The sequence below is a fragment of the Vibrio sp. 10N.286.52.F8 genome (assembly GCF_041468745.1).
In the GTDB taxonomy this organism is placed as follows: Bacteria; Pseudomonadota; Gammaproteobacteria; order Enterobacterales; family Vibrionaceae; genus Vibrio; species Vibrio crassostreae_C.
This window is the reverse complement of record NZ_JBFRJF010000060.1, coordinates 1-20122: the sequence shown is the minus strand read 5'-3', so window position 1 is coordinate 20122 and position 20122 is coordinate 1. Positions and strand designations below refer to the sequence as shown.

Sequence of the window (20122 nt, the reverse complement as noted above, 5' to 3'; positions counted from 1 at the left end):
CATTACTTGGCATCTCAACCGTTGGATTTTTCGCGGCCTTAGCCTTAATGACTGAAAACGGAGGCATAGAGCCTTTTTTCCCCAACATAGGATCAATAAGGATAAATGTTTCGCCAGATTCAATGAGAAAAGTTGCGCTACGTAGGTGGTGGATCTTCATAATGCCTCTCTAAACTCACTAACAAGTCATGTTCTCTATACGATTTAGTATGCTACTTTCCGACTTCTTATGATACTGTCTTGAAAGTCAACGTTCGCGCAAATCGAGACACTCATGAACAAATCAAGCGAGTTAATTAAAATTACTATGATAGCCTTTGAAGGCATCAGTGCTTTTCATCTCTCTGTGCCCTGTCTGGTGTTTCGAGATATCTTTTTCGGTCAGCCGGTTCGGTTTAACTTGAGGATCTGTAGCGAAAACAGCTTGCGGTTTGAAACAAGCTCTGGATTTGGTGTGGTGGTCGATAGCGATCTAAGTGCTACCCAAGAAGCCGATATTATAATTATTCCAAGCTGGCCAAATGACCTGCCAGAGCCAAGTGAGCGACTTCTAGAGGCGTTAATAGATCATCATGATAAAGGGAAGTTGCTGGTAGGGCTCTGCCTTGGTTCTTATGTTCTCGCGTGTGCTGGCGTTCTCGATGGCAAACGAGCCACAAGCCACTGGGCATTTACCGAACAATTTCAGCAGCAATTTCCTAAGGTGAATTTTGACCCAAACCCTCTATTTGTTGAACATGAGACTATCATCACCTCTGCTGGAGTAGCAGCTTCACTCGATTGCTGTCTGCACATAGTGCGCCGTTTGTGTGGTAGTGAGCTTGCGAATGATCTCGCTCGTAAGATGGTGACTGCACCATCTCGTAATGGTGGGCAGCAACAATACATACCAGCACCAGTCAACATAAAACCCCTCACAGAGACAAGTATTAACCTTGTGATTGAGCAGGTTGAGCAGAGTCTCAATCAGTCTCATTCACTAGATGAACTCGCTGAGCGCTGTGCGATAAGTAAACGTACCTTTACACGCCAGTTTAAATCCACCTATGGTTGTACATTTGGTGAATGGCTGCAAAATCGACGTTTGGTGTTTAGCCAACGTCTATTAGAAACCACGAAACTATCGATACCTCAAATTGCAGAGCAAGCGGGTTTTGGCTCTGACAGTGTATTTAGAAAGCACTTTAAATCTGCTTTTCATGTATCGCCGGTTCAGTGGCGCACGACTTTCAAGCAATAGAACTCATTTCATTGAGGGCATTTTTGCGTTACATGCTACCGCCAGCATACCTTTGGGCAGAAATGAGTTTCGGAAAAGTAAACATTAGCAAATCATGAATAACTACAGGTATGGCAAAGAGGAAAAAGTTTCAACGGTGTCTCCAATTGCTTTATTGAAATACTAGTACCTGATCCCGTACTGGAATCAGGTGATTGTTATGAGAGACAAAAGACAAGACATGACCCTATTGTTTCTAATGCTGAGTCACAAGCAGTTTTTTTCCATGCTCGATTAATCATTATCAGCATTACTGATAACTTAAGCGCGTTGCAGCAAATCGGTTAAGTAAAGTGTGCATGATGTAACACAGTAATAAAGTCGCTACGATGGCAACCAAAATACTGCTAATACGGTAAAGTGCACTATATATCAGATCGCTACCTGGGGTGAGGTATTGGCCAAATAAAATCCCCAGCGTGGTCATCGCTCCAAAGCCAACCCCAGCGCCGACGTTTTCTTTAACATGAACTTGGCTAAATAGCATTAATCCGAACCATAAAACCGGCACTACTAAGATAAGCAGCCCCGACCAATCATAGAGAAACAACTGGGCTAACACACCGAATGTCACTCCAAGAAAGGTACCTATCGCACGTTTAAGGGCATAATTTAATACCCCAGTAAAATGCATCGGATAAAGTAATAAAATTGTGGCAGCTTGCGCCGACATAGAGTCTTGCAGATTAAATATCTGGAACACGACAAAAGATGCTGTGGCGATAGTTGCCCCCAGTAATACTTCATGTCGCATTCGATTTACTGATTTTGCTGGTGGTTTTTGCAATTTTCTGGGTTCAACATCAGGGATTAACGAGACCATGATATAGGCGATAATGATTGCCAGTATTGTGGCGCCGAGATTAGCGCCGATGAGACCGTTTAGATCAGTATCAGGGTAACTGGCAAAATTAAGCATGATGCTCAGATTAAGTAAACTATTGGCACCATAAAGAAAAAAACTGCCGCGGGTCATGGCGGTAAAAAAGCCAACAAACACCCCAAAAATAATCAGGGTCATTAAGACTGGATGGCCACCAAATAAACCACCGATAACGCCTACCACTAATCCAGCTGTGACAGAAGACGCCAACACCTGCCGCGCGACATGGGCGGTGAACACAGGTGCTAGCCCTAGCAATACCATAGGGGTAACAGTATAAAACACCCCGTTACTAAAGCCGAACAGTTTGCACACAGTAAAGCCAATCGTGCCAGCAGTGGCAATACGTAGACATTGACGTAAATCATTGGCTGTCATGGGATTAAATCTTAGTAACATGATTGTTGCCTTGTGTCGCTGTAATATATTTAAAATAGCGCATCTATCAAATGTATGATGTTAATAGATATAGTGCAGCATACTGATGGCTTTAATCTGCCCATGAGCTAATAAGTTCAGCAAACTATTTTCTGGCATTATCTGCACCGTCGCCCGTGCCCCCGTTGGCAATGTTCTCATGACTTCGTCATTATCTAATTGTAAATGCAATCTCATTCTTTGGGCGTCACGGACCCAGCGATCAGATTGTTGCGGAGTCGCTAAACTGCCATTGGCATCGAACTGTCCGGCGCTAACCCCAGCATCAATACTGCTGACGTGGGCGCGATATAAACGGCCTGGTTCACCGTCAAACGCAACAAGGGCTTTAGATGAAATTGAGACATCTCGTAATGCCTTTTCTCTAAAATCAGCAATAATATCCACATCATCAGAAACAAGAGCCAGCAGTGGCTGGCCAATGGCCGCAAAGCCGCCGACCATGATTTGCAAGTTAGTAACTGTGCCGTCTTGATCCGCATGAACTTGGGTATAAGACAGGTTTAATTTGGCTTGGGCTAAGCGATTTTCGGCCTGACGTACTTTTAAGTTATTGTTACCGTAAACACCGCGGCTCACTTCTAATTGCTTTAAACGGGCTTGGGTTGCCAGCAAATTTGCTTCAGCCGCAGCGGCATCGCTGTCAGCTTGATCGCGTTGCTGTTGGGATACGCCATTAGTTTTGTACAGTGCATCAAGACGCTTTGCTTCGCTGCGTTTTTGTTGTGATGTGGTTTGGCTGGCATTGACATCAGCTTGCGCCGCTAACAAAGAGGCATCTAGCTCAGCGTTATCTTGCTGGACTTGCTCTAAAGCCAACTGCGCTTCATCTACCGCTAACTTATACGGTCTAGGATCTACTTCAAACAGTAATTCACCCTTGCTAACAACTTGGTTATTAGTGACAGCAATAGTTTTAATGCGGCCATTAACTTGTGGGGTAACCTTAGTCACAACCCGAGTTGCCATAGCCTGCGGCGTTAATGGCATAGTCGCATCAGCAAACATAAAGTAACCAAATACCAGCATAAAGCCTGCTAAGGCAATTTTTGTTAGCCGCGAAAATTGTTGATCTGGTGTCATATTTGTATTCACTTACTTGTCTGTCATTTTAGCTAATTTGGTTAACGCATTATTACCAATCAGATTAATTACTCTTTCAAACTCAGTAAGTTCTTCAGCGTTTATGCCTAAGAGCAATTGGCTACGGATATTGATAATTGTTACTTCAACTTTCGTTATTAAATCGAGTCCAGCAGGAGTCAAATTGACAAGTCTGGCGCGTTTATCATGGGGGCAACAGTGGCGTTCAATGAGCCCTTGCTGTTCTAATTGGGCTAAGGTGCGCATTAAAGAGGCCAGTTCAATTTCTAAGGCATTGGCTAATACTTTTTGACTGAGGTTGTCGCCTAATCGCCACAGTTTCCATAAGGCTGTCCAGCGTGGGTAAGTTAACTCTAAAGGGGCAAGTTCAATGTCAACAGCGGTGCGCCATAAGCGATGCAGACGCCCCAATTGTTCTGCCAGTGATAGCTCTTTCATATGGTCGAATTCTTTTTGCATCATGGTTCCCATTTACTTAGCGTGCTAACTATTATACTTGGTTAGCACGCTAAGTAAATTGTTTTATACTATCAAAATCGCCTCATAAGCCTAAATCCCCTTAAAGTAATGAAAAAAAAGAATAAAAATGGAAGTGAAATAGGACATCCGATCTTTTACCAATAAATTTTAACCCAGCCAACCCAATCGCTGAGCCAGAAACACAGTAGATGACAAAAAATATTAGCTAACGCGCCCATTCAGTCACAAAATAAACGGAAGCGGAATTTTAAAGAAAAATATGTAGGATTTTTGAGATTTACAGGTGGCGTTGTTGAACAATTCCTCCCTAAGAGCGTAGTAACCCCAAGGGCTGCGAGCAATTAAGCCACTTCATTTCTTACGGGCATACCTAACAACGGGGGGGGGGGGCAGGTCTTGCCTTTTGCCACTATACGGCTGACTCGTGAATAATGTAAGTCGAAGTGATTCCCTATTTGCTTTTGCGTATAGCCACCGCTATTAAATGCAGCAATAATGGCATCATTTCTACTAGGCGCTGAGTCTTGGTACTCCTTTAGCGAAAGAGGTTTAGCACGTCGCTGTTTTGCCGGAACCTCTTTGATATCTCCCTCTGCTAAATTCAAATTAGGAAGATGACTGTTCACAAACTCATCACTGCCTAGGTACACCTGCTGCTTTAATCCTGTCCATAGTGGCTTACCAACCCCCTCGAAAACGAATTGCTTGTATTTCTCAACAGCCTTATTTCTCTGGCGGCCAAATTGAAACAAGGTTTGATCAACCGCTAGCCAGTCTGGTGACTCTTTTAAACCAGTAACAAAAGGCCAACTGCTCCACTCATATTCGTTCGGTGTATCCACTATATTTGCACGAACGGGGTTAAGTAAAATGTAACGTCCCACTTCCAATAGATAAGCGTCTTTGTCGACTAAAATGGCTTTAAAGCGACCTTGGTATAGATGACCGACTCGGTTATGTTTTCTATTGAACTTTTGGGTATACACACCATTAAGCTGACGCATTCCCTTACTTAAGTTCCCATCAGGAGTTTCGACGAGTAGATGGTAATGATTGGTCATTAAACAGTAGCTATGCACGACCCAATTGAATCGCTCACTGGTGCCTGACAACACTTCGATAAACAATTCAAAATCTTGCTCTTCCAGATAAATCGGCTGTCGAGCATTACCGCGCGACGTTACATGATAGAGCGCACCCGCATACTCTATTCTCAGTGGTCTACTCATTGTCTTCCCTATACAAAAATGGCCTAGTTAAAAACTAGACCATTTCATCAAAAAGGCAAAAGACAGGACTTGACCCTACGTACGATTTCATCAAAAAGGCAAAAGACAAGACTTGACCCTACGTACGCAAACGCTGACATGCGCCAAGTAAAGAGACAAAGAAACCGGATTGATAAGTCTTTGGCTCAAGCTGAAGCTCTAGGATTAATGGTCACTGATATTAAAGGAAGATTAGGATGGTGAGTTCACGGGTAAAAATTCAATCCGAGAAGCTTTTGGACAATTCCGTGTCAGTGACTTTTCTAAATTAGTATTTAATGAATAACTACAGGTATAACAAAGTAATTGTTGAGCGCTAATGGGAAGAATTGGTTTATGGTGCGAAAGCAACTGAATTCATATAAAATAGCATAACTAATTGATTCCTATATTTATCAGAGGCAAAGATGAAAAAAACTTTAATTGCAATCAGCTGTACAGCGATCATCGGTGGTGGTGCCTTGGTTGCCAATAACATGTTGATTAAGAATGCAGCAGAAACTGTGACCAGTGAAGTTGAAAGCTCACTAATTGGACTAAAAAACCAATTCATTGATGCCCAACTGATCGATACGGAAATCAACAATAACAATATCAAGCAGAATTTCGCTATCTACATAAACAATGGTTCAAAAAGACTTCCTGAACCAATCTACCTAAGCCACACAGCAACGGTTGCGCCATTCGGACTTAGCGTTGAAGGTAATTTTAGTCTCCCGAAGGATAAAGGACTTACCTCAACGTTAATCAGAGAGGTAGCAAGCTTAAATGAAAGCATAAAATACACATTCGATACCAGCAATCAGTCTTTAGATCTACAAAGCAACTTCTCACTTGGAGAAATCAATACAGGCCGCTCAAGCAACTTCAAACTTGGCGATGTTGAGATTCTGTTTAAAGGCAATAAAGAAGCCTTCACTACATCCACAAAAATTGACGGAATTAGAATCTCTGAAAGAAGAGAACAGGCCTATATAAACGGCATTGAGCTTAAGTCAAATATCACTAATGACACCCATAATACTGAAATAATTGCAAATGATGGAGGTTTCAACGATCGATCTGGTGGATTTAGCTTCAAAGACGCGAAGTTTCATTCAGCAATTACAATTGAAGACAATACGAGCCTGAAGCTTGATTGGAAAGTTGACTCACTAGATCTTCAATCTCCAAACATCACCCAACTATCGAACAAACTTGGCTTAAGTGGTGAGATTAAAGGAGTTAATACTCAAGAGCTTAATAGCTTCATCGGTTTGATTGAAAGAAATCCTACAGAGGAAACAATTGAGGCTGCTTTTAAATCCATAATAGGTAATGGGATCAAATTCGAGAATATCAACATCTTCGTTAATGACTCAAGTTCCGATGGAGAAATTGAAATAATGCCTAAAAATTATAAAGGCTTAACTAACCGAGAATCAGAAGAGGCATTTGAGAAGTCCCTTAAAGTTGACTTCAATGTCACTATCACACCAAAGCTAGTTAAATTACTTGAAATCAACCAAAACGCATTGGACAGACTGTGGAACGAAGAAGAGTCAGGTAACTACACCACAACGATCAAGCAATCACTTGGGAAGACATTCATCAATGGCGTCGAAGCGAACTAACATTTCGTTCAAAAGTCTATTGCCGCCTTGCTATTTGAACATGCTAGGCGGCATGAATTCTCAGCTAAAGTACCAAAAGTACTCCATATATAGTAACGCCTTTCTTCACCGCATAAAATTAACTCAAAAGTTTTAAATATCCCTATGGTCGATACTGCATATCTGAGAAATTCTGAAGGGTAGACTCGGTCGGATTACCTCTTATAGGGTTAATATATATAAACACGATATTTACTATCTCGAACTCTAACCAACAATGGGGCATTTCCATGTTAGAAAGTGGGACGAATAAAACCGATTGTAAACAAACAAAAGCCACCAAGCTTAAACTTGATGGTTTTTATTCTTAACTGCTTGTTCAGCAGGAAGGTTGCTTTCTTCCTGGCCTATTCTTAGCTGCCTATTCGGCAGGACACTGTTCCGTCATTGATGCCCACTAATTCGGGAATTTCTTAGCTGCCTATTCGGCAGGACATTGTAAAATATAGTCTCTAACCATCTGATTCTGCATGCTTAAAGTCACAATTCATCAAAATACCCTTTTTCTTATTACTTCTGTAAGCCCTTGTTTTCACTTCTCTAAAAAAAATAGCTTTAGAAAAAGGGTCAAAAACGTAACTCAGGTACTGTGCCTTTTCTTTCTTGATTGGTGGCTAAACCATAGCTATTAAAGTTTGCTGCAACGCGCTCTCTAACAAACTCCTTTTGTACAAACAAAATATAACTTTCCCCTGATGAACCGCTGGAGATTGGGATTCGATGAAAACTATAGATGACCCGCTCTTCATTAGTGACTGGTAATGATGGTTCAGCACCAGATAGTTCGGATCTAGCCATGCTGCGTTTGATTCGGCGTTTCTTAGAGCCTAAAAAGCTTTTCCCGATCATTTGGTTACGGACAAACCTCACTTCAGCCGCAGTGTCTGGTACCTCACAGACACTGGAGATCTCAAACAAACCTTCATTTACCATCACAGAGAAATAGGGCTGAAAAGAGAGTCCAACCATCATCTCCTTATCTTCGGCAACAAAGGCAATAGTTTGGCCGACTGTCGATTCATTCCAATCAGGAAAGCTCACGCCAATCCTATTCATCGCTTGTCGGTTATTGACCATAAACAAGTGCATTTGGGATATACACCGTCCTGCCAATAATTCGTGGTCGGCTTGTGCAGGCATGTAACGTATTAAGAAATAGTAACGCTTAGTCATATCTATCCCTTACTTCGCTTTGGAACAATTGAATAGGCCGCCTTTGATCAAGACAGACATGATGAAATGCACATCATTTGGGATGGCTTGAGAAGCTGTCATACTTTCAATCCAGTTCTCTGTATGTCTGAGCAGTTGATAGAAGTCATTTCCATGGGACACGTGTCGCCTTGCTATAACGTATTCTCGATCTGCCCCATATTCGTTCACTCTTAATGGTTTATCTGCGTTTTCATGCCACCAATCGTCAATCGATTGCAATGCGGCTCCAACTTTTTGACCATGAAACGCAACGGTTTCCTTTCCGTTCAATAGTTCGACGGTAGCTAACTGCTTAGTCGGAACACCATCTTCTCGGCTATCTAAAAACTCTTGGCTTGGGTAAACCTCATCTCCCCAACCAACTCCAATTTTAGCTTTGACATCCATGTAGAAATATTCGGTCGGGTCAGAAAGGGCTCGCATCAAATAGGCTGTGAGCTTTTCTAGGTATTCTGCTGAAGCCTCATCCCAATGACCATACCAAGAAAGCCTTGTTGCGTTTTCTATAATCAAGGTTTGCGAATCACTGGTGGTCACTTCTATCGACAGGTTTCGACACTCTCTGTTGCGCCAAAGCCAACGGCCAAGCAGTATATTCTTTGCGTATCGATGAGCGAGCTCCTGATACCCATTGAGCTCTTTATAAGTATTAGCCAGTAACGAAAGTTTACTGCGCACTTAACCATCACAGGTATTCGGCGTTAGAAATAGTGCTTTGACTTGAAAGCTTCAGATAGCAAAAAGCCGCTCATAAAGAGCGGCTTTTTTAAGGGGTGGGAACCCAGCCACATCCCGGCACACAAGTCACTCGCTGCGGCTGCTCCCTTCCAGGCCTGACCGAGTTCACGAGCTATTGTTGCGGGAGGACCAGGCCCCCATAGATTCGTTTTCTAAGAGGCTTGCCTCAAAGAGTGATTGGATTATTAAGCATCACAGCAACCATTGCAAGCCCTTCCACCCTATTTTTGAACAATTGCGGTCTAAGTGCTTATCCTTTATTCAAACCACTAGAAAATCGCAGGTAAATTCACCATTTACCTGCATTTGGAAGGGTTGGATTGCTGGAGTACTAAATATCGATATCTTCGTTATCTTCTGTGCGAATGATGTAGTCTGTCATCCACGCGGTGCCTAATAGACACAACCATACTACAAAGACTGGACTAGGTACTTCGATACTTGGGGTAATCACCAAAGCCGCAAAACCAACCGTTGGCAGTGTCCAACACAGTAGTTTATTCCAGCGGAAGGTTTTCAAGCGCGTCAGCGTTTCCATCGATGCCATGATGCCCGTTACACACAAGGCAACCAAAGCGGCATAAGGTAAATCGGCTATCCATAATGGAAGTATTAAGCCTAATGACCACCAGCTGTGTCGGCTAGCAGGCTTAAGATGATTTGCCGCCCACCAAATCACGATGATTGATAAGGTTTGAAGTGTGGTAACCCACGGGACGCCTTCAAGCTTGCCTGCTGATTGTGTCACCATGATCCCGACCTGCAAAGTAGTCACAATCAAGCCGGAAATAATCACGACCGACAAACTACTGCGTCTTGAGAAGACCACCATCAATAGCGGGAATAGTACCCACGCACTGACAGACAGCGTGATGGGCTGCAAAGGAAGGGTTAGACCATAAGTGGTCATGGAAACAAGCAAAGCTAATCCTGCTATGCCCCCCTGCGGTAAAATCCATAAAGCAGGAATTACCATTGCAAGCACCGGGATATCTCCCTCACTTAAACTGATTGCTCTCGCGCAAACAACCGCTAATAATGTGGTGATCAAGAACTGAAACGTTGTAAATACCATAGCCCTCTCCTTCTACCGATCCGTGGTACCATACCAATCGTAGTAATTAACTGGTCACCCTAGCTTGTTAAAAAACTCGATAACCTCGTTAGATTTTTTGATTGGAGAATAACTACTTATCAAAACTTCTTATCAAAAAGAGCGGCCTTGCTCTCAAGCTTTTTCCCTGCGCTATTTTTGAACACTTACTTACTGTGATTGGTATTTATGAACTAGGAACATTTAGTATGGACCAATTTTTAAGCCAAATCTTTGCTGTGATTCACCAAATTCCATATGGAAAAGTAACAACTTATGGAGACATAGCACGTTTTTCAGGATTTCCGGGCTATGCGCGCCATGTTGGTAAAGCGCTGGGTAACCTGCCAGAAGGTAGCAAACTGCCTTGGTATCGAGTGATAAACAGCAAGGGTGAAATATCTTTAAAGGCTGATTCGTTCGACAGACAAAAGCAGCATTTGGTTAAAGAAGGGGTTGAGGTGAGTGATGCAGGAAAAGTTAAACTCAGAATATACAAATGGCAGCCCTAGAGCTGCCACTAATCGTCAATTCAACTGGCTAAGTTAAGCCAATCAAGATGCCTTAACAGTGGCATCGATTTCTGATTAACGAACACCAACCAAACGTAGGTCTGCTTGCTGTGTATTTTCTACATCAGTAATTACTGACTTAATCGTGTCCGTTATGAAACGCAGTTTACCGTCAACATGAATCGATGCGCGCATGTTGTAACGGTGGTTAGCTTTAATTTTGTCGTTGTCGTAGCTCAGCTCGAATGCGAACGGTACTTGCTTACCGTCTGTGGTGAACTCTTGAGTTGCGATAACCGTCGATGGTGCATCAGCCAGTGAGATATCTTCTAGCGTAACGGTAACCACTGCATTCTCTGGCAATGCAATTCTTTCACGGTAGCTTACTGTTCCTGAAATCACTTGAGTGTTCTCTGCAACCACTTCTTGAGAAGCGCTCGTTTCTGATGTTGCTTGGCAACCAACAAGTAGGCCAAACGATACTAAAGACGTAATAAGAATTAGAGCCTTTTTCATATTCAATTTCTCTCAACATGTTTGCCGGACTCGGCAAATCTACTCACCAATTATAAGAGAGCTTTCATATTCTGTCTTGAAACCCTATGATTTATTGACAGATATCTGACTAAGCTAAATGATTAACACCATAATCTGACACCCATTTTACGAAGAGGAATGCTGGCGATGAGTCAACCTTTACAAGAATTACTAAGTTTACTTCAGCTAGAAAAACTGGAAGAAGGTTTATTCCGTGGGCAAAGTGAGAACCTAGGCCTACCACAGGTATACGGCGGTCAGGTATTGGGACAAGCGCTTTCTGCTGCTCGTTATACCGTTCAAGACGACCGTAGTGTTCACTCGTTCCACAGTTATTTTCTGTTTCCCGGCGATCCTGAAAAGCCAATCATTTACGATGTTGAGAACCTACGAGATGGACGCAGCTTTAGCACACGCCGTGTAAAAGCGATTCAAAATGGCCGCCCTATTTTCTATCTCACTGCTTCTTATCATGGCGATGCGCCAGGGTTTGAGCACCAGATTTCAATGCCTGATATTCCGGGACCAGAGAACTTTGCCTCAGAAACTGAATTAGCGAGCCACATTGCGGAATTCTTACCAGAGAAACTGCGCAAAACCTTCTGTGGCGAAAAGCCGATTGAGATGCGTCCGGTGACGGTGGTAAACCCACTGAAACCTAAGAAGACGGAAGCGAAACAATACCTTTGGGTAAGAGCGAATGGCGCGATGCCAGACAACCACTTGATCCACCAATACCTGCTTGCCTACGCATCGGATTGGGGATTCTTAGTGACGGCGCTTCACCCACATGAAGTCTCTATCATGACGCCAAATTTTCAAGTGGCGACGATTGACCACTCAATCTGGTTCCACCGCCCATTCAAAATGGACGAATGGCTGCTTTATGCGATTGAAAGCCCAACGGCAGCGAACACTCGCGGCCTAGTGCGCGGCGAGATCTTCAACCAGAAAGGTGAGCTGGTAGCGACAGCAGTACAAGAAGGTGTGATGCGTTTTACTAAATAGCACTCAAATAAATAGCGGATAAACGCTTCTTACAAGCCCCAAATACGCACAAACAAAAAGAGGCTAGGTTTAATACCTAGCCTCTTTCTTTAATGACGCTTAAGAAAACTCGTCACGCAAAAATCAATAAAACCTACTCAACTTCTAACGTTGGCTCAAACTCGCCTTGAACTCGCGTTTTAATGCCATCACCTGCGTCTCGTAGAAGGTTAAATGGCGATAACACTACGCCTTTCACCGCGCCCTCAGCGGCTCCCTGAGCGAGTTCCTTACTCTTATCAGCTAACAAATTAGCTTGTGCCAAAATACCTGGGACTTCCGCTCGTAGCATTTCAGATTCCGTGACAATGACAGGAATAGTCTGTTCGCGGTAAGACTTACTTTCAGCGAGCATTGGTGGCATTACGTCTACGCGGTATCTCTTTAATTCAGTTAATGTTGGTGGAATAACATCGGTTCTTACCTGCTCGACTTCCGTTCGAACATTTTTCACTTCATCTAATATCGCAGGGATTTTGTTGTCGACCGAGGCTACGGTTTGATTCACATCATCGATCGTCTTTCTAACTTCTTCGACAGTGTTTAACACCTGAGGAGCAAGATCGCTGACATGTTCTGCAAGCGCTAATAGCTCTTCTACTTTGAGCCCTTTGGTGAGGCCCGATATGTCTTCGATAACTTGCGGGTAAGTATCAACGATTTCACCGACTTTATTAGTCAATGAGTAGATGGTGTAACCCAAGTAAAAAATGGCGACCGCCAGTACCAGCTGGATAGCGGTAGATACTTTTGCAAACATGAATAATCCTTTTCTTTATCGCAGAGACGAGATCTAAACTGAGAAGATAGTTAAACTAAAGCGATAGTTAATCTATTACTAGGCGCAGCTTAAAGCGGCAATGCTGTCGTGTACTTCAATGGTTCCATCGCAAACGTCGAGGTCACATTAGAGATACCATCAATGCTATTCACCAAGCGCTTATAGAAATCATCAAAGCACTTCATGTCTTTAACCTGAACCTTCATCATATAATCATATTCGCCAGCCATGCGATAGAACTCCATCACTTCTGGAAATTCCGACACAGTATTCACAAAACGACCATACCACTCATGAGAATGATCACTGGTTTTCACCAATACGAACGCAGTAAAGGAAAGATCCAGTTTTTCCGGGTTCAATAACGCGACCCTTTTCTCAATAATACCGTTCTCTTCGAGGCGCTTAAGCCTTTTCCAACAAGGCGTTGTAGTGAGATTGACCGCTTCAGAAATATCGTTCAATGACAGGGTGCTGTCTTCTTGCAGTAACCCTAATATTTTTTTATCTACGGCATCTATCACACTTTCACCAAATCGCATTTAAAGAGAATAATTTTCTACAATTTAAGCAAAACAAAGCAAATATGGCAAAGTTTTTCTCTCCGATTATAGATAAATTAGAACCATACCAATTACAAAGAATTCCTACACTCGATCAGGAGAACGTTTATGTGCACTGACCATCAATGGATTAACAACGCGATTCGTAAAATTGAAGCGGACTACCAACGCTCAGCGGATACGCACCTTATCAAGCTCGATCTACCAAGTATCGAAGGCATTGATGTTTACCTTAAAGATGAAAGCACACACCCTACAGGCTCTTTAAAGCACCGTTTAGCGCGTTCTCTCTTCTTATACGCTATCTGTAACGGTTGGGTTGGCCCAGAAACCACGATCATTGAATCTTCATCGGGCAGTACTGCGGTGTCTGAAGCTTACTTCGCTCGCCTACTTGGCCTTCCATTTATCGCGGTAATGCCAAAATGCACAGCGAAGAAAAAGATCGAGCAAATTGAATTCTACGGCGGCCAAGCGCATCTTGTGGACCGCTCAGATGAAATTTACGATGAGTCTCGCCGTTTAGCAGAAGAATTGAATGGTCACTACATGGATCAATTTACTTACGCTGAGCGCGCAACCGACTGGCGTGGTAACAACAACATCGCGAACTCGATTTTCAATCAAATGCAGATGGAAGATCACCCAGTTCCGGCTTGGGTAGTAATGAGCCCAGGTACTGGCGGTACTTCAGCGACGATTGGCCGTTTCATTCGCTACCAACAACATGAAACTAAGCTTTGTGTTGTGGACCCTGAGAACTCTGTATTCCACGAATACTTCCAAACAGGCAATGCGAACGTGAAAGGTAGTACATTCAGCAAGATTGAAGGCATTGGTCGCCCACGAGCAGAACCAAGCTTCATTCCTGGTGTGGTTGACGAAATGCGTAAAATCCCAGACGCAGCAAGTATCGCAACGACACATTGGTTATCTGACATTCTTGGTCGCAAGGTCGGCGCATCAACCGGGACTAACATGTACGGTGTGCTTCAATTAGCCAGTGAAATGAAAGCACGTGGAGAAAAAGGTTCTATCGTGACTTTACTGTGTGACAGTGGTGAGCGTTACCTAGACACTTACTTCAATGACGAGTGGGTAAATCTGAATATCGGAGACCTACAACCTTATGCAGCGAAGTTAGAAGCTTTCTCGCAAACGGGTGAGTTGGCTTAAGTTCAAAACCGATAGTTCGAAATAGAAAAGAGCCTTGATGGGCTCTTTTTGTTTATTCATTCTATTAATCAACCACCAACGAGAACAAATTACTCTGGCTTCTGCTTCGCTTCAAATGCCGCTAGTTGTTCAGGCGTCGCTTTTGGCTGATGGTTTTGTTTCCACTCATCGTAAGTCATGCCATATACGCGCTCACGAGCGTCATCGATATCCAAGTCTAAGCCTTGTTGCTCAGCTTCCGCTTTGTACCATTTGCTGAAACAGTTACGGCAGAAGCCCGCCAAGATCATCAGATCGATGTTCTGCACATCTTTATTGTTATCTAGGTGCGCTAACAGGCGACGAAAGGTTGCTGCATCCAGCTTATCCTGTTCTTCTTGAGAAAGATCTTTGTATTTAAATTCAGCCACTTTACTTTCCTTTATTCGATTTATTGTATTAATTCGTTGAGCTCTGTTTGTTATACAAAAAAAGCCTGCCATTCGCTAGGAGCAAACGCAGGCTTTTCAATATTGTTACACTATTCCATGTTTATTAGCCGTGCGAGCTTCTTCCCACGTTATCGTGGCTCAGCTCTTTATTTAGAACCGCTTCCACATGACCTGGAGAACGTGTTGAGCCAGAAATCAGTCGGTACATCGCAGGGATAACGAACAGAGTTACCAATGTCGCGAAACCCATACCGAAGAAGATAACCGTACCCACTGCCACTCGGCTTTCATAGCCTGCGCCCGTTGAAGTAATCAATGGGATGGCACCAGCTAGTGTGGTAAACGCCGTCATCAAGATTGGACGTAAACGTCGAGCCGAAGCATCAATGATCGCCTTTTCAAACTCAATGCCACGGTCACGAAGTTGGTTAGCAAACTCTACGATCAAGATACCGTTTTTGGTCACCATACCGATCAACATGATCATACCAATCTGGCTGTAGACATTGAGCCCTTGATTCATCAACACCAAACCTAAGAAGCCACCAAAGATACCCATAGGTACGGTGAACATCACCACCAGCGGGTTAATGAAGCTTTCAAACTGCGCGGCCAGTACCAAGTACGCGACCAGCATCGCTAGCGCAAATACCACTAAGATACTTGATTGGTTCTCTTTAAAGTCTTTTGACTCGCCAGAGTAACTCACTGAAATATCGCCCGGTAGCTGTTCAATCGCTTGTTCATCAAGGAAATCGAGTGCGTCACCCAGCGTGTAGCCTTCCATTAGGTTCGCTTTGATGGTCACCGATTTCTGCTTGTTGTAGTGCGATAAACGAATCGAGGATGCCACTTCTTCAATGTGCGTCAGCGTGTCGAGCGTAACTAGCTCGCCAGACTGAGTTCGCATGTAGATTTGGCTCAAGTCATTGGCATTATTAAAGCTGTTTTCATCACCACGCAAGTAAACATCGTACTCTTCACCACGGTCAACGAAAGTGGTTTCACTACGGCCGCCAAGCATGATCTCTAACGTATCTGAAATGTCCGAAACGCTAACGCCTAGCTCGGCTGCACGTTGCTTATCTACGGTTACTAATAACTCTGGTGTTTTCTCAGAGTAATCGATGTCCGCACCTTCCATCATTGGAGAGTCTTCAGCCGCTTGCTTTAACAGTTCGCCCCACTTCTGAAGCTCAGAGTAATCAGAGCCACCCAGTACGAATTGAACAGGCTCACTTGAACCACCTTTGAAGCCCGGCATGAACGGGAATACACGTACATCAGGAATACCATTTAAAGATTTACGAACTTCGTTCAACGCTTCCTGAGCGGTTTCATCACGTTCATCCCAATCTTCTAGGATCATGATAACGAAGCCCGTTTGGTCGCCCGCATTACCACCAAACGCTGGTGATTGAATACTAAATGACTTCAAGAAACCTTGACCAAGCAGCGGCATTAGGCGCTCTTCAACGATGTCCATATTGGCAGACATACGGTTGTAACTGGTTGCATCAGCACCACGAACAAACGCAAAGATAACACCACGGTCTTCTTGAGGCGTCAGTTGCGACGGCACTTGTTGCATCAAGCCATAGCTACCGCCCATACACGCGATAATGATGATTGGAGCTGCCCAACGCCAGTTTAAAGCACGGCGCAATACCGAGCGGTATCCAGACTCAAGTTTGCCAAATACGCGCTCGACAAACAGGTTGAAACGGTTTGGTTTAACGTTCGCTTTTAGGATTTTACTGCCTAACACTGGCGTTAACGTTAGTGCGACTAGCGACGAGAAGATCACCGACATCGCAAGCAATACAGAAAACTCGGTAAACAATAGGCCAACCATGCCGTCCATGAACGAGATTGGTAGGAATACCATTACCAATACAAGCGTCGTTGCGATTACCGCGAAGCCTACTTCACGAGTACCTTTATAGGCAGCAAGCAGTGGTGACTCACCACGTTCAATGTGGTGGAAAATATTCTCAACCACTACGATCGCATCATCTACCACCAAACCAATCGACAGGATAAGTGCCATCAAGGTAATCAGGTTGATAGAGAAACCGAAGTAGTACGCGGCAATAAACGACGAGATCAGAGATACAGGTACGGTTACCGCTGGAATAAGTGTTGCACGTGCTTGACCAATAAAGATATAAAGCACAAGGATAACCAAGCCGCCCGTGATAAAGAGCGTGCTGTAAACCTCAGAGATTGAGCGGTCGATAAAGACAGTTGAGTCATAGTCGACAGCCAAACGAGTACCGTCTGGCAAGAACTTTTGAATTGCTTCGACTTCTTTATGGACTAAGTCAGCCACCTCAAGTGGGTTCGCATCTGACTGAGGCACGATACCCATACTTACGTTAACAACGCCGTCACTCTTAAAGGTCGAGTTCTCGTTTTCTGCGCCAATGTAAACATCCGCTACGTCTTTCAAGTAGATAGGTGTGTTATCAGAGGCACGTTTAACGACTAGATATTCGAAATCTTCCGATTCAGTGTAAGAACGAGCAGTACGAACCGACATCACAATCGCATCGTTACGTACTTCACCACCTGGGCTTTCAATGTTCTCACTGTTCAGAGCAGAAGTGATGTCCGAGGTAGTAACGCCACGACCCGCCATCTGCGCAGGTTTCAGCTTCACGTACATTACTTTGTACAAGCCACCTGAGATATCCACCGAGCTCACGCCAGAAATCAAACTAAAGCGGTCAATCAACACACGTTCGGTGTAGTCGGTTAACTGCGTTCGGTCCATCTCCGTCGAACTTAAGTTGATGTAGACCGAAGCTTCACCACTACCATTGTTCTTATAAACAATTGGGTCGTCGGCTTCATCTGGCAATGAACGCTGCGCACGAGCTACAGCATCACGAACATCACTCACACCGGTATTGAGGTCGTAACCAAGCTCAAAAGTAATCGTGATACGCGACATACCGTTACGCGTTGTGGATTCGATCTCATCGATACCACTGATGCCGGATAACTGGTCTTCAAGGTTGGAGGTTATTTGGCTTTCAATGATGGTGGCAGACGCACCCTCATAACGAGTACTGATCGATACTACCGGGCTTTCAATATCTGGCATCTCACGAACCGCGAGCTTATTGAAAGAGACAATACCAAACACAACCAATAGTAGGCTTAATACGACGGCCGCTACTGGTCTCTTTACAGAAACATCAGATAACAACATTAGTTAGCGCCTTCTTGTGCTTTTTTATCACTTGCTGCATCAGCTGGGCGATTAACGGCAAGCTCTTGAACCAAGACGCCGTCACGCATGTTCACGATACCTTGCACCACGATCTTCTGGCCAATTTCGATGCCTTTGTCGATCACGACTTCGTTATCGATACGTGCCCCAAGGAAAACTTCTGTACGAGTTGCTTTATTATCTTCGTCGATAACATAAACGAAACGCTTCGTACCTGAATACTCAAGCGCTTGAACTGGAATGATTGGCGCTTCCACTGGTGGGAAGTCCATATCCGCCGCCACTAACATACCTGGCTTTAGATAATCATTATTGTTGTCGAAGTGGATTCGAACTCGAAGGTTCAAGGTTTCAGCGTTAATACGAGAATCAATGCCTACTACAGTACCAGTGAACTGAGTGTCGCCCCATGCGCTAGTGCGAGCCGTTACTTTCATACCTTTAGACAGTTTAGAAAGGTAGCGCTCCGGGATCTGCAGATCTAATTGCATTACCGATAGGTCATCTAAGGTCACGAGTTCAGTACCTGCAGTCACCATTTTACCGCGGCTAAAGTCGATAAAACCAACAGTGCCCGAGAATGGCGCGCTGATGTGAAGATCTTTCAGATTGGCATTTGCAGCAGCTAAACGAGCGTTGGCGATCTCTACGTTCGTTTTCTGAGCGTCAATTTCAGTTTGCGTGATCGCGTTACGTTTCACTAGGCGTTGAAATTCCGCTAGCTTACGTTGCTCGTCTTTTAGATAAGCTTGAGCCTCTGCAACCGCCGCTTTCGCTTTGTCGTCATCAAGCTGAACCAACATCTGCCCTTTAGTGACATCTTGATTGGCTTTAATGTTGATAGAGTCCACTCTGCCAGCCACTTCAGAAGTGATCATTACCGATTGCTCGGCTTCTAACTTACCGACCAACGAAAGAGATTGGCTAACTTGGTGAATATCAACCTGCTCAGTAACAACAGTGACAGTGCTAGGGCCCATACGTTTAGCAAGTACGGCTGGAGACGCCATAAGAATAGACAAGCTAAGCAGGGTTAAAACAGATTTATGCTTCATAATAATGGTCTGCAAGTAAGTTTGTACCAATCACAGTGAGTAAGTGGTCAGAAATAGCTTAGGGAAAAGCTTGAGAACAAGGCAGCTCTTTTCAACAGATAGTTTCGATAAGTAGTTATTCTACAATCAAAATATCTGACGCTGTTCTCGAGCATTTTAGCAAGCTAAGATGACACGTTATTTACTACGATTGGTATTATTATCTATAAATGAAATTAACCGTATTCTATCAACTGATGAATGCTGTAACGTCAAGAAGTGTAAATCTAGATTAAATTCCATTTACGTTTCATCACGTTTTAGACACATTGAACACAATACAGAAAGCCTGTCACCTCAAGGTGTTACCTATCAGTACGTAAACCTTAGTACAGATGTTCACTTCCCGAGCAATATGCGTACTTTTCGCCATCTTTGCCCAAAAAGGCAGCATTCAACACAAAACCATAAGAAAAACTCTTTACAGGTTTAACGTGTTTGCTATGATGCGCTCCGCACTTGAGAGATGCGTTGGGAAAAACATCTCTTTAGCCTATCCATTATGAGTTAGGAAAAACACCCTGGAGGGGTTCCCGAGTGGCCAAAGGGAGCAGACTGTAAATCTGCCGGCTCCGCCTTCGATGGTTCGAATC

Annotated in this window: 17 protein-coding genes, 1 other RNA gene and 2 pseudogenes; 5 read left to right on the top strand and 15 right to left on the bottom strand. The window is 43.8% G+C overall.

Annotation, left to right across the window (positions count from 1 at the left end; translation table 11 throughout):
* Nucleotides 1–160 (bottom strand): annotated as a pseudogene (locus AB4133_RS21775) (MBL fold metallo-hydrolase); the annotation flags it as partial.
* A 114-nt stretch (nucleotides 161–274) separates the two neighbouring features.
* Here AB4133_RS21775 and AB4133_RS21770 point away from each other — a divergent pair.
* Complete coding sequence (locus AB4133_RS21770; protein WP_372124137.1) at nucleotides 275–1240, top strand: GlxA family transcriptional regulator; 966 nt, start codon at nucleotides 275–277, stop codon at nucleotides 1238–1240.
* 289 nt (nucleotides 1241–1529) lie between these two features.
* Here the strand turns inward: AB4133_RS21770 and AB4133_RS21765 are convergent, their stop codons facing one another.
* The 4 genes from AB4133_RS21765 to AB4133_RS21750 all read right to left on the bottom strand — a co-directional run bounded on the left by AB4133_RS21765 (nucleotide 1530) and on the right by AB4133_RS21750 (nucleotide 5413).
* Nucleotides 1530–2561 (bottom strand): DUF2955 domain-containing protein, encoded by a 1032-nt coding sequence (locus AB4133_RS21765; protein WP_017059067.1) that lies wholly within the window; start codon nucleotides 2559–2561, stop codon nucleotides 1530–1532.
* Nucleotides 2562–2621: 60 nt separating this feature from the next.
* Nucleotides 2622–3683 carry an HlyD family secretion protein gene (locus tag AB4133_RS21760; RefSeq protein WP_017059068.1) on the bottom strand — a complete coding sequence of 354 codons (1062 nt, stop codon included), beginning with the start codon at nucleotides 3681–3683 and terminating at the stop codon, nucleotides 2622–2624.
* 12 nt (nucleotides 3684–3695) lie between these two features.
* Nucleotides 3696–4163 carry a transcriptional regulator SlyA gene (gene slyA / locus AB4133_RS21755; RefSeq protein WP_017059069.1) on the bottom strand — a complete coding sequence of 156 codons (468 nt, stop codon included), beginning with the start codon at nucleotides 4161–4163 and terminating at the stop codon, nucleotides 3696–3698.
* Between the two features lie 362 nt (nucleotides 4164–4525).
* Nucleotides 4526–5413 (bottom strand): REP-associated tyrosine transposase, encoded by an 888-nt coding sequence (locus AB4133_RS21750; protein WP_102393147.1) that lies wholly within the window; start codon nucleotides 5411–5413, stop codon nucleotides 4526–4528.
* Nucleotides 5414–5859: 446 nt separating this feature from the next.
* On the opposite strand from AB4133_RS21750, the gene AB4133_RS21745 reads away from it, so the two are divergent.
* Nucleotides 5860–7065, top strand: a complete 1206-nt coding sequence (locus AB4133_RS21745; protein ID WP_017068538.1) for a hypothetical protein — start codon at nucleotides 5860–5862, stop codon at nucleotides 7063–7065.
* Between the two features lie 606 nt (nucleotides 7066–7671).
* Here AB4133_RS21745 and cas6f read toward each other — a convergent pair.
* The 4 genes and pseudogenes from cas6f to AB4133_RS21725 all read right to left on the bottom strand — a co-directional run bounded on the left by cas6f (nucleotide 7672) and on the right by AB4133_RS21725 (nucleotide 10132).
* The gene (cas6f, locus tag AB4133_RS21740) at nucleotides 7672–8277 is read right to left on the bottom strand and encodes a type I-F CRISPR-associated endoribonuclease Cas6/Csy4 (RefSeq protein WP_372225723.1); all 606 of its coding nucleotides are present in this window, start codon (nucleotides 8275–8277) and stop codon (nucleotides 7672–7674) included.
* A 9-nt stretch (nucleotides 8278–8286) separates the two neighbouring features.
* Nucleotides 8287–8997, bottom strand: a pseudogene (gene csy3, locus AB4133_RS21735) (type I-F CRISPR-associated protein Csy3); the annotation flags it as partial.
* A gap of 98 nt (nucleotides 8998–9095) precedes the next feature.
* Nucleotides 9096–9192, bottom strand: an RNA gene (gene ffs / locus AB4133_RS21730) — signal recognition particle sRNA small type.
* A 196-nt stretch (nucleotides 9193–9388) separates the two neighbouring features.
* The gene (locus AB4133_RS21725; protein ID WP_017064066.1) at nucleotides 9389–10132 is read right to left on the bottom strand and encodes a hypothetical protein; all 744 of its coding nucleotides are present in this window, start codon (nucleotides 10130–10132) and stop codon (nucleotides 9389–9391) included.
* Between the two features lie 227 nt (nucleotides 10133–10359).
* Between AB4133_RS21725 and AB4133_RS21720 the strand changes: the two genes are divergently transcribed.
* Complete coding sequence (locus tag AB4133_RS21720) at nucleotides 10360–10662, top strand: MGMT family protein (protein ID WP_017058952.1); 303 nt, start codon at nucleotides 10360–10362, stop codon at nucleotides 10660–10662.
* Nucleotides 10663–10737: 75 nt separating this feature from the next.
* Here AB4133_RS21720 and AB4133_RS21715 read toward each other — a convergent pair whose 3' ends face one another.
* Entirely contained in the window at nucleotides 10738–11178 is a 441-nt protein-coding gene (locus tag AB4133_RS21715) for a YbaY family lipoprotein (RefSeq protein ID WP_017058951.1), read from the bottom strand.
* Between the two features lie 168 nt (nucleotides 11179–11346).
* Between AB4133_RS21715 and tesB the strand changes: the two genes are divergently transcribed.
* Nucleotides 11347–12207, top strand: a complete 861-nt coding sequence (gene tesB, locus AB4133_RS21710) for an acyl-CoA thioesterase II (protein ID WP_029235187.1) — start codon at nucleotides 11347–11349, stop codon at nucleotides 12205–12207.
* A gap of 133 nt (nucleotides 12208–12340) precedes the next feature.
* Here the strand turns inward: tesB and AB4133_RS21705 are convergent, their stop codons facing one another.
* Together AB4133_RS21705 and AB4133_RS21700 are read right to left on the bottom strand one after the other, a co-directional pair.
* On the bottom strand, nucleotides 12341–13006 hold the full coding sequence (locus AB4133_RS21705; RefSeq protein ID WP_017070264.1) for a hypothetical protein: 666 nt from the start codon (nucleotides 13004–13006) through the stop codon (nucleotides 12341–12343).
* An 89-nt stretch (nucleotides 13007–13095) separates the two neighbouring features.
* Nucleotides 13096–13569, bottom strand: coding sequence for an Lrp/AsnC family transcriptional regulator (locus AB4133_RS21700; protein WP_017062025.1), 474 nt, complete (start codon nucleotides 13567–13569; stop codon nucleotides 13096–13098).
* A gap of 129 nt (nucleotides 13570–13698) precedes the next feature.
* Between AB4133_RS21700 and AB4133_RS21695 the strand changes: the two genes are divergently transcribed.
* Nucleotides 13699–14766: a PLP-dependent cysteine synthase family protein gene (locus AB4133_RS21695; RefSeq protein ID WP_017064069.1), complete on the top strand. Its 1068-nt coding sequence runs from the start codon at nucleotides 13699–13701 to the stop codon at nucleotides 14764–14766.
* An 89-nt stretch (nucleotides 14767–14855) separates the two neighbouring features.
* Here the strand turns inward: AB4133_RS21695 and AB4133_RS21690 are convergent, their stop codons facing one another.
* The 3 genes from AB4133_RS21690 to AB4133_RS21680 form a co-directional block, all read right to left on the bottom strand.
* Nucleotides 14856–15176, bottom strand: a complete 321-nt coding sequence (locus AB4133_RS21690; RefSeq protein ID WP_004736423.1) for a DUF1244 domain-containing protein — start codon at nucleotides 15174–15176, stop codon at nucleotides 14856–14858.
* A gap of 124 nt (nucleotides 15177–15300) precedes the next feature.
* Nucleotides 15301–18414: a vibriobactin export RND transporter permease subunit VexH gene (gene vexH, locus AB4133_RS21685; RefSeq protein WP_372225719.1), complete on the bottom strand. Its 3114-nt coding sequence runs from the start codon at nucleotides 18412–18414 to the stop codon at nucleotides 15301–15303.
* Nucleotides 18414–19490, bottom strand: coding sequence for an efflux RND transporter periplasmic adaptor subunit (locus tag AB4133_RS21680; protein ID WP_050644646.1), 1077 nt, complete (start codon nucleotides 19488–19490; stop codon nucleotides 18414–18416). The genes vexH and AB4133_RS21680 overlap by 1 nt, the downstream gene beginning before the upstream one ends.
* Nucleotides 19491–20122: the final 632 nt, after the last annotated feature.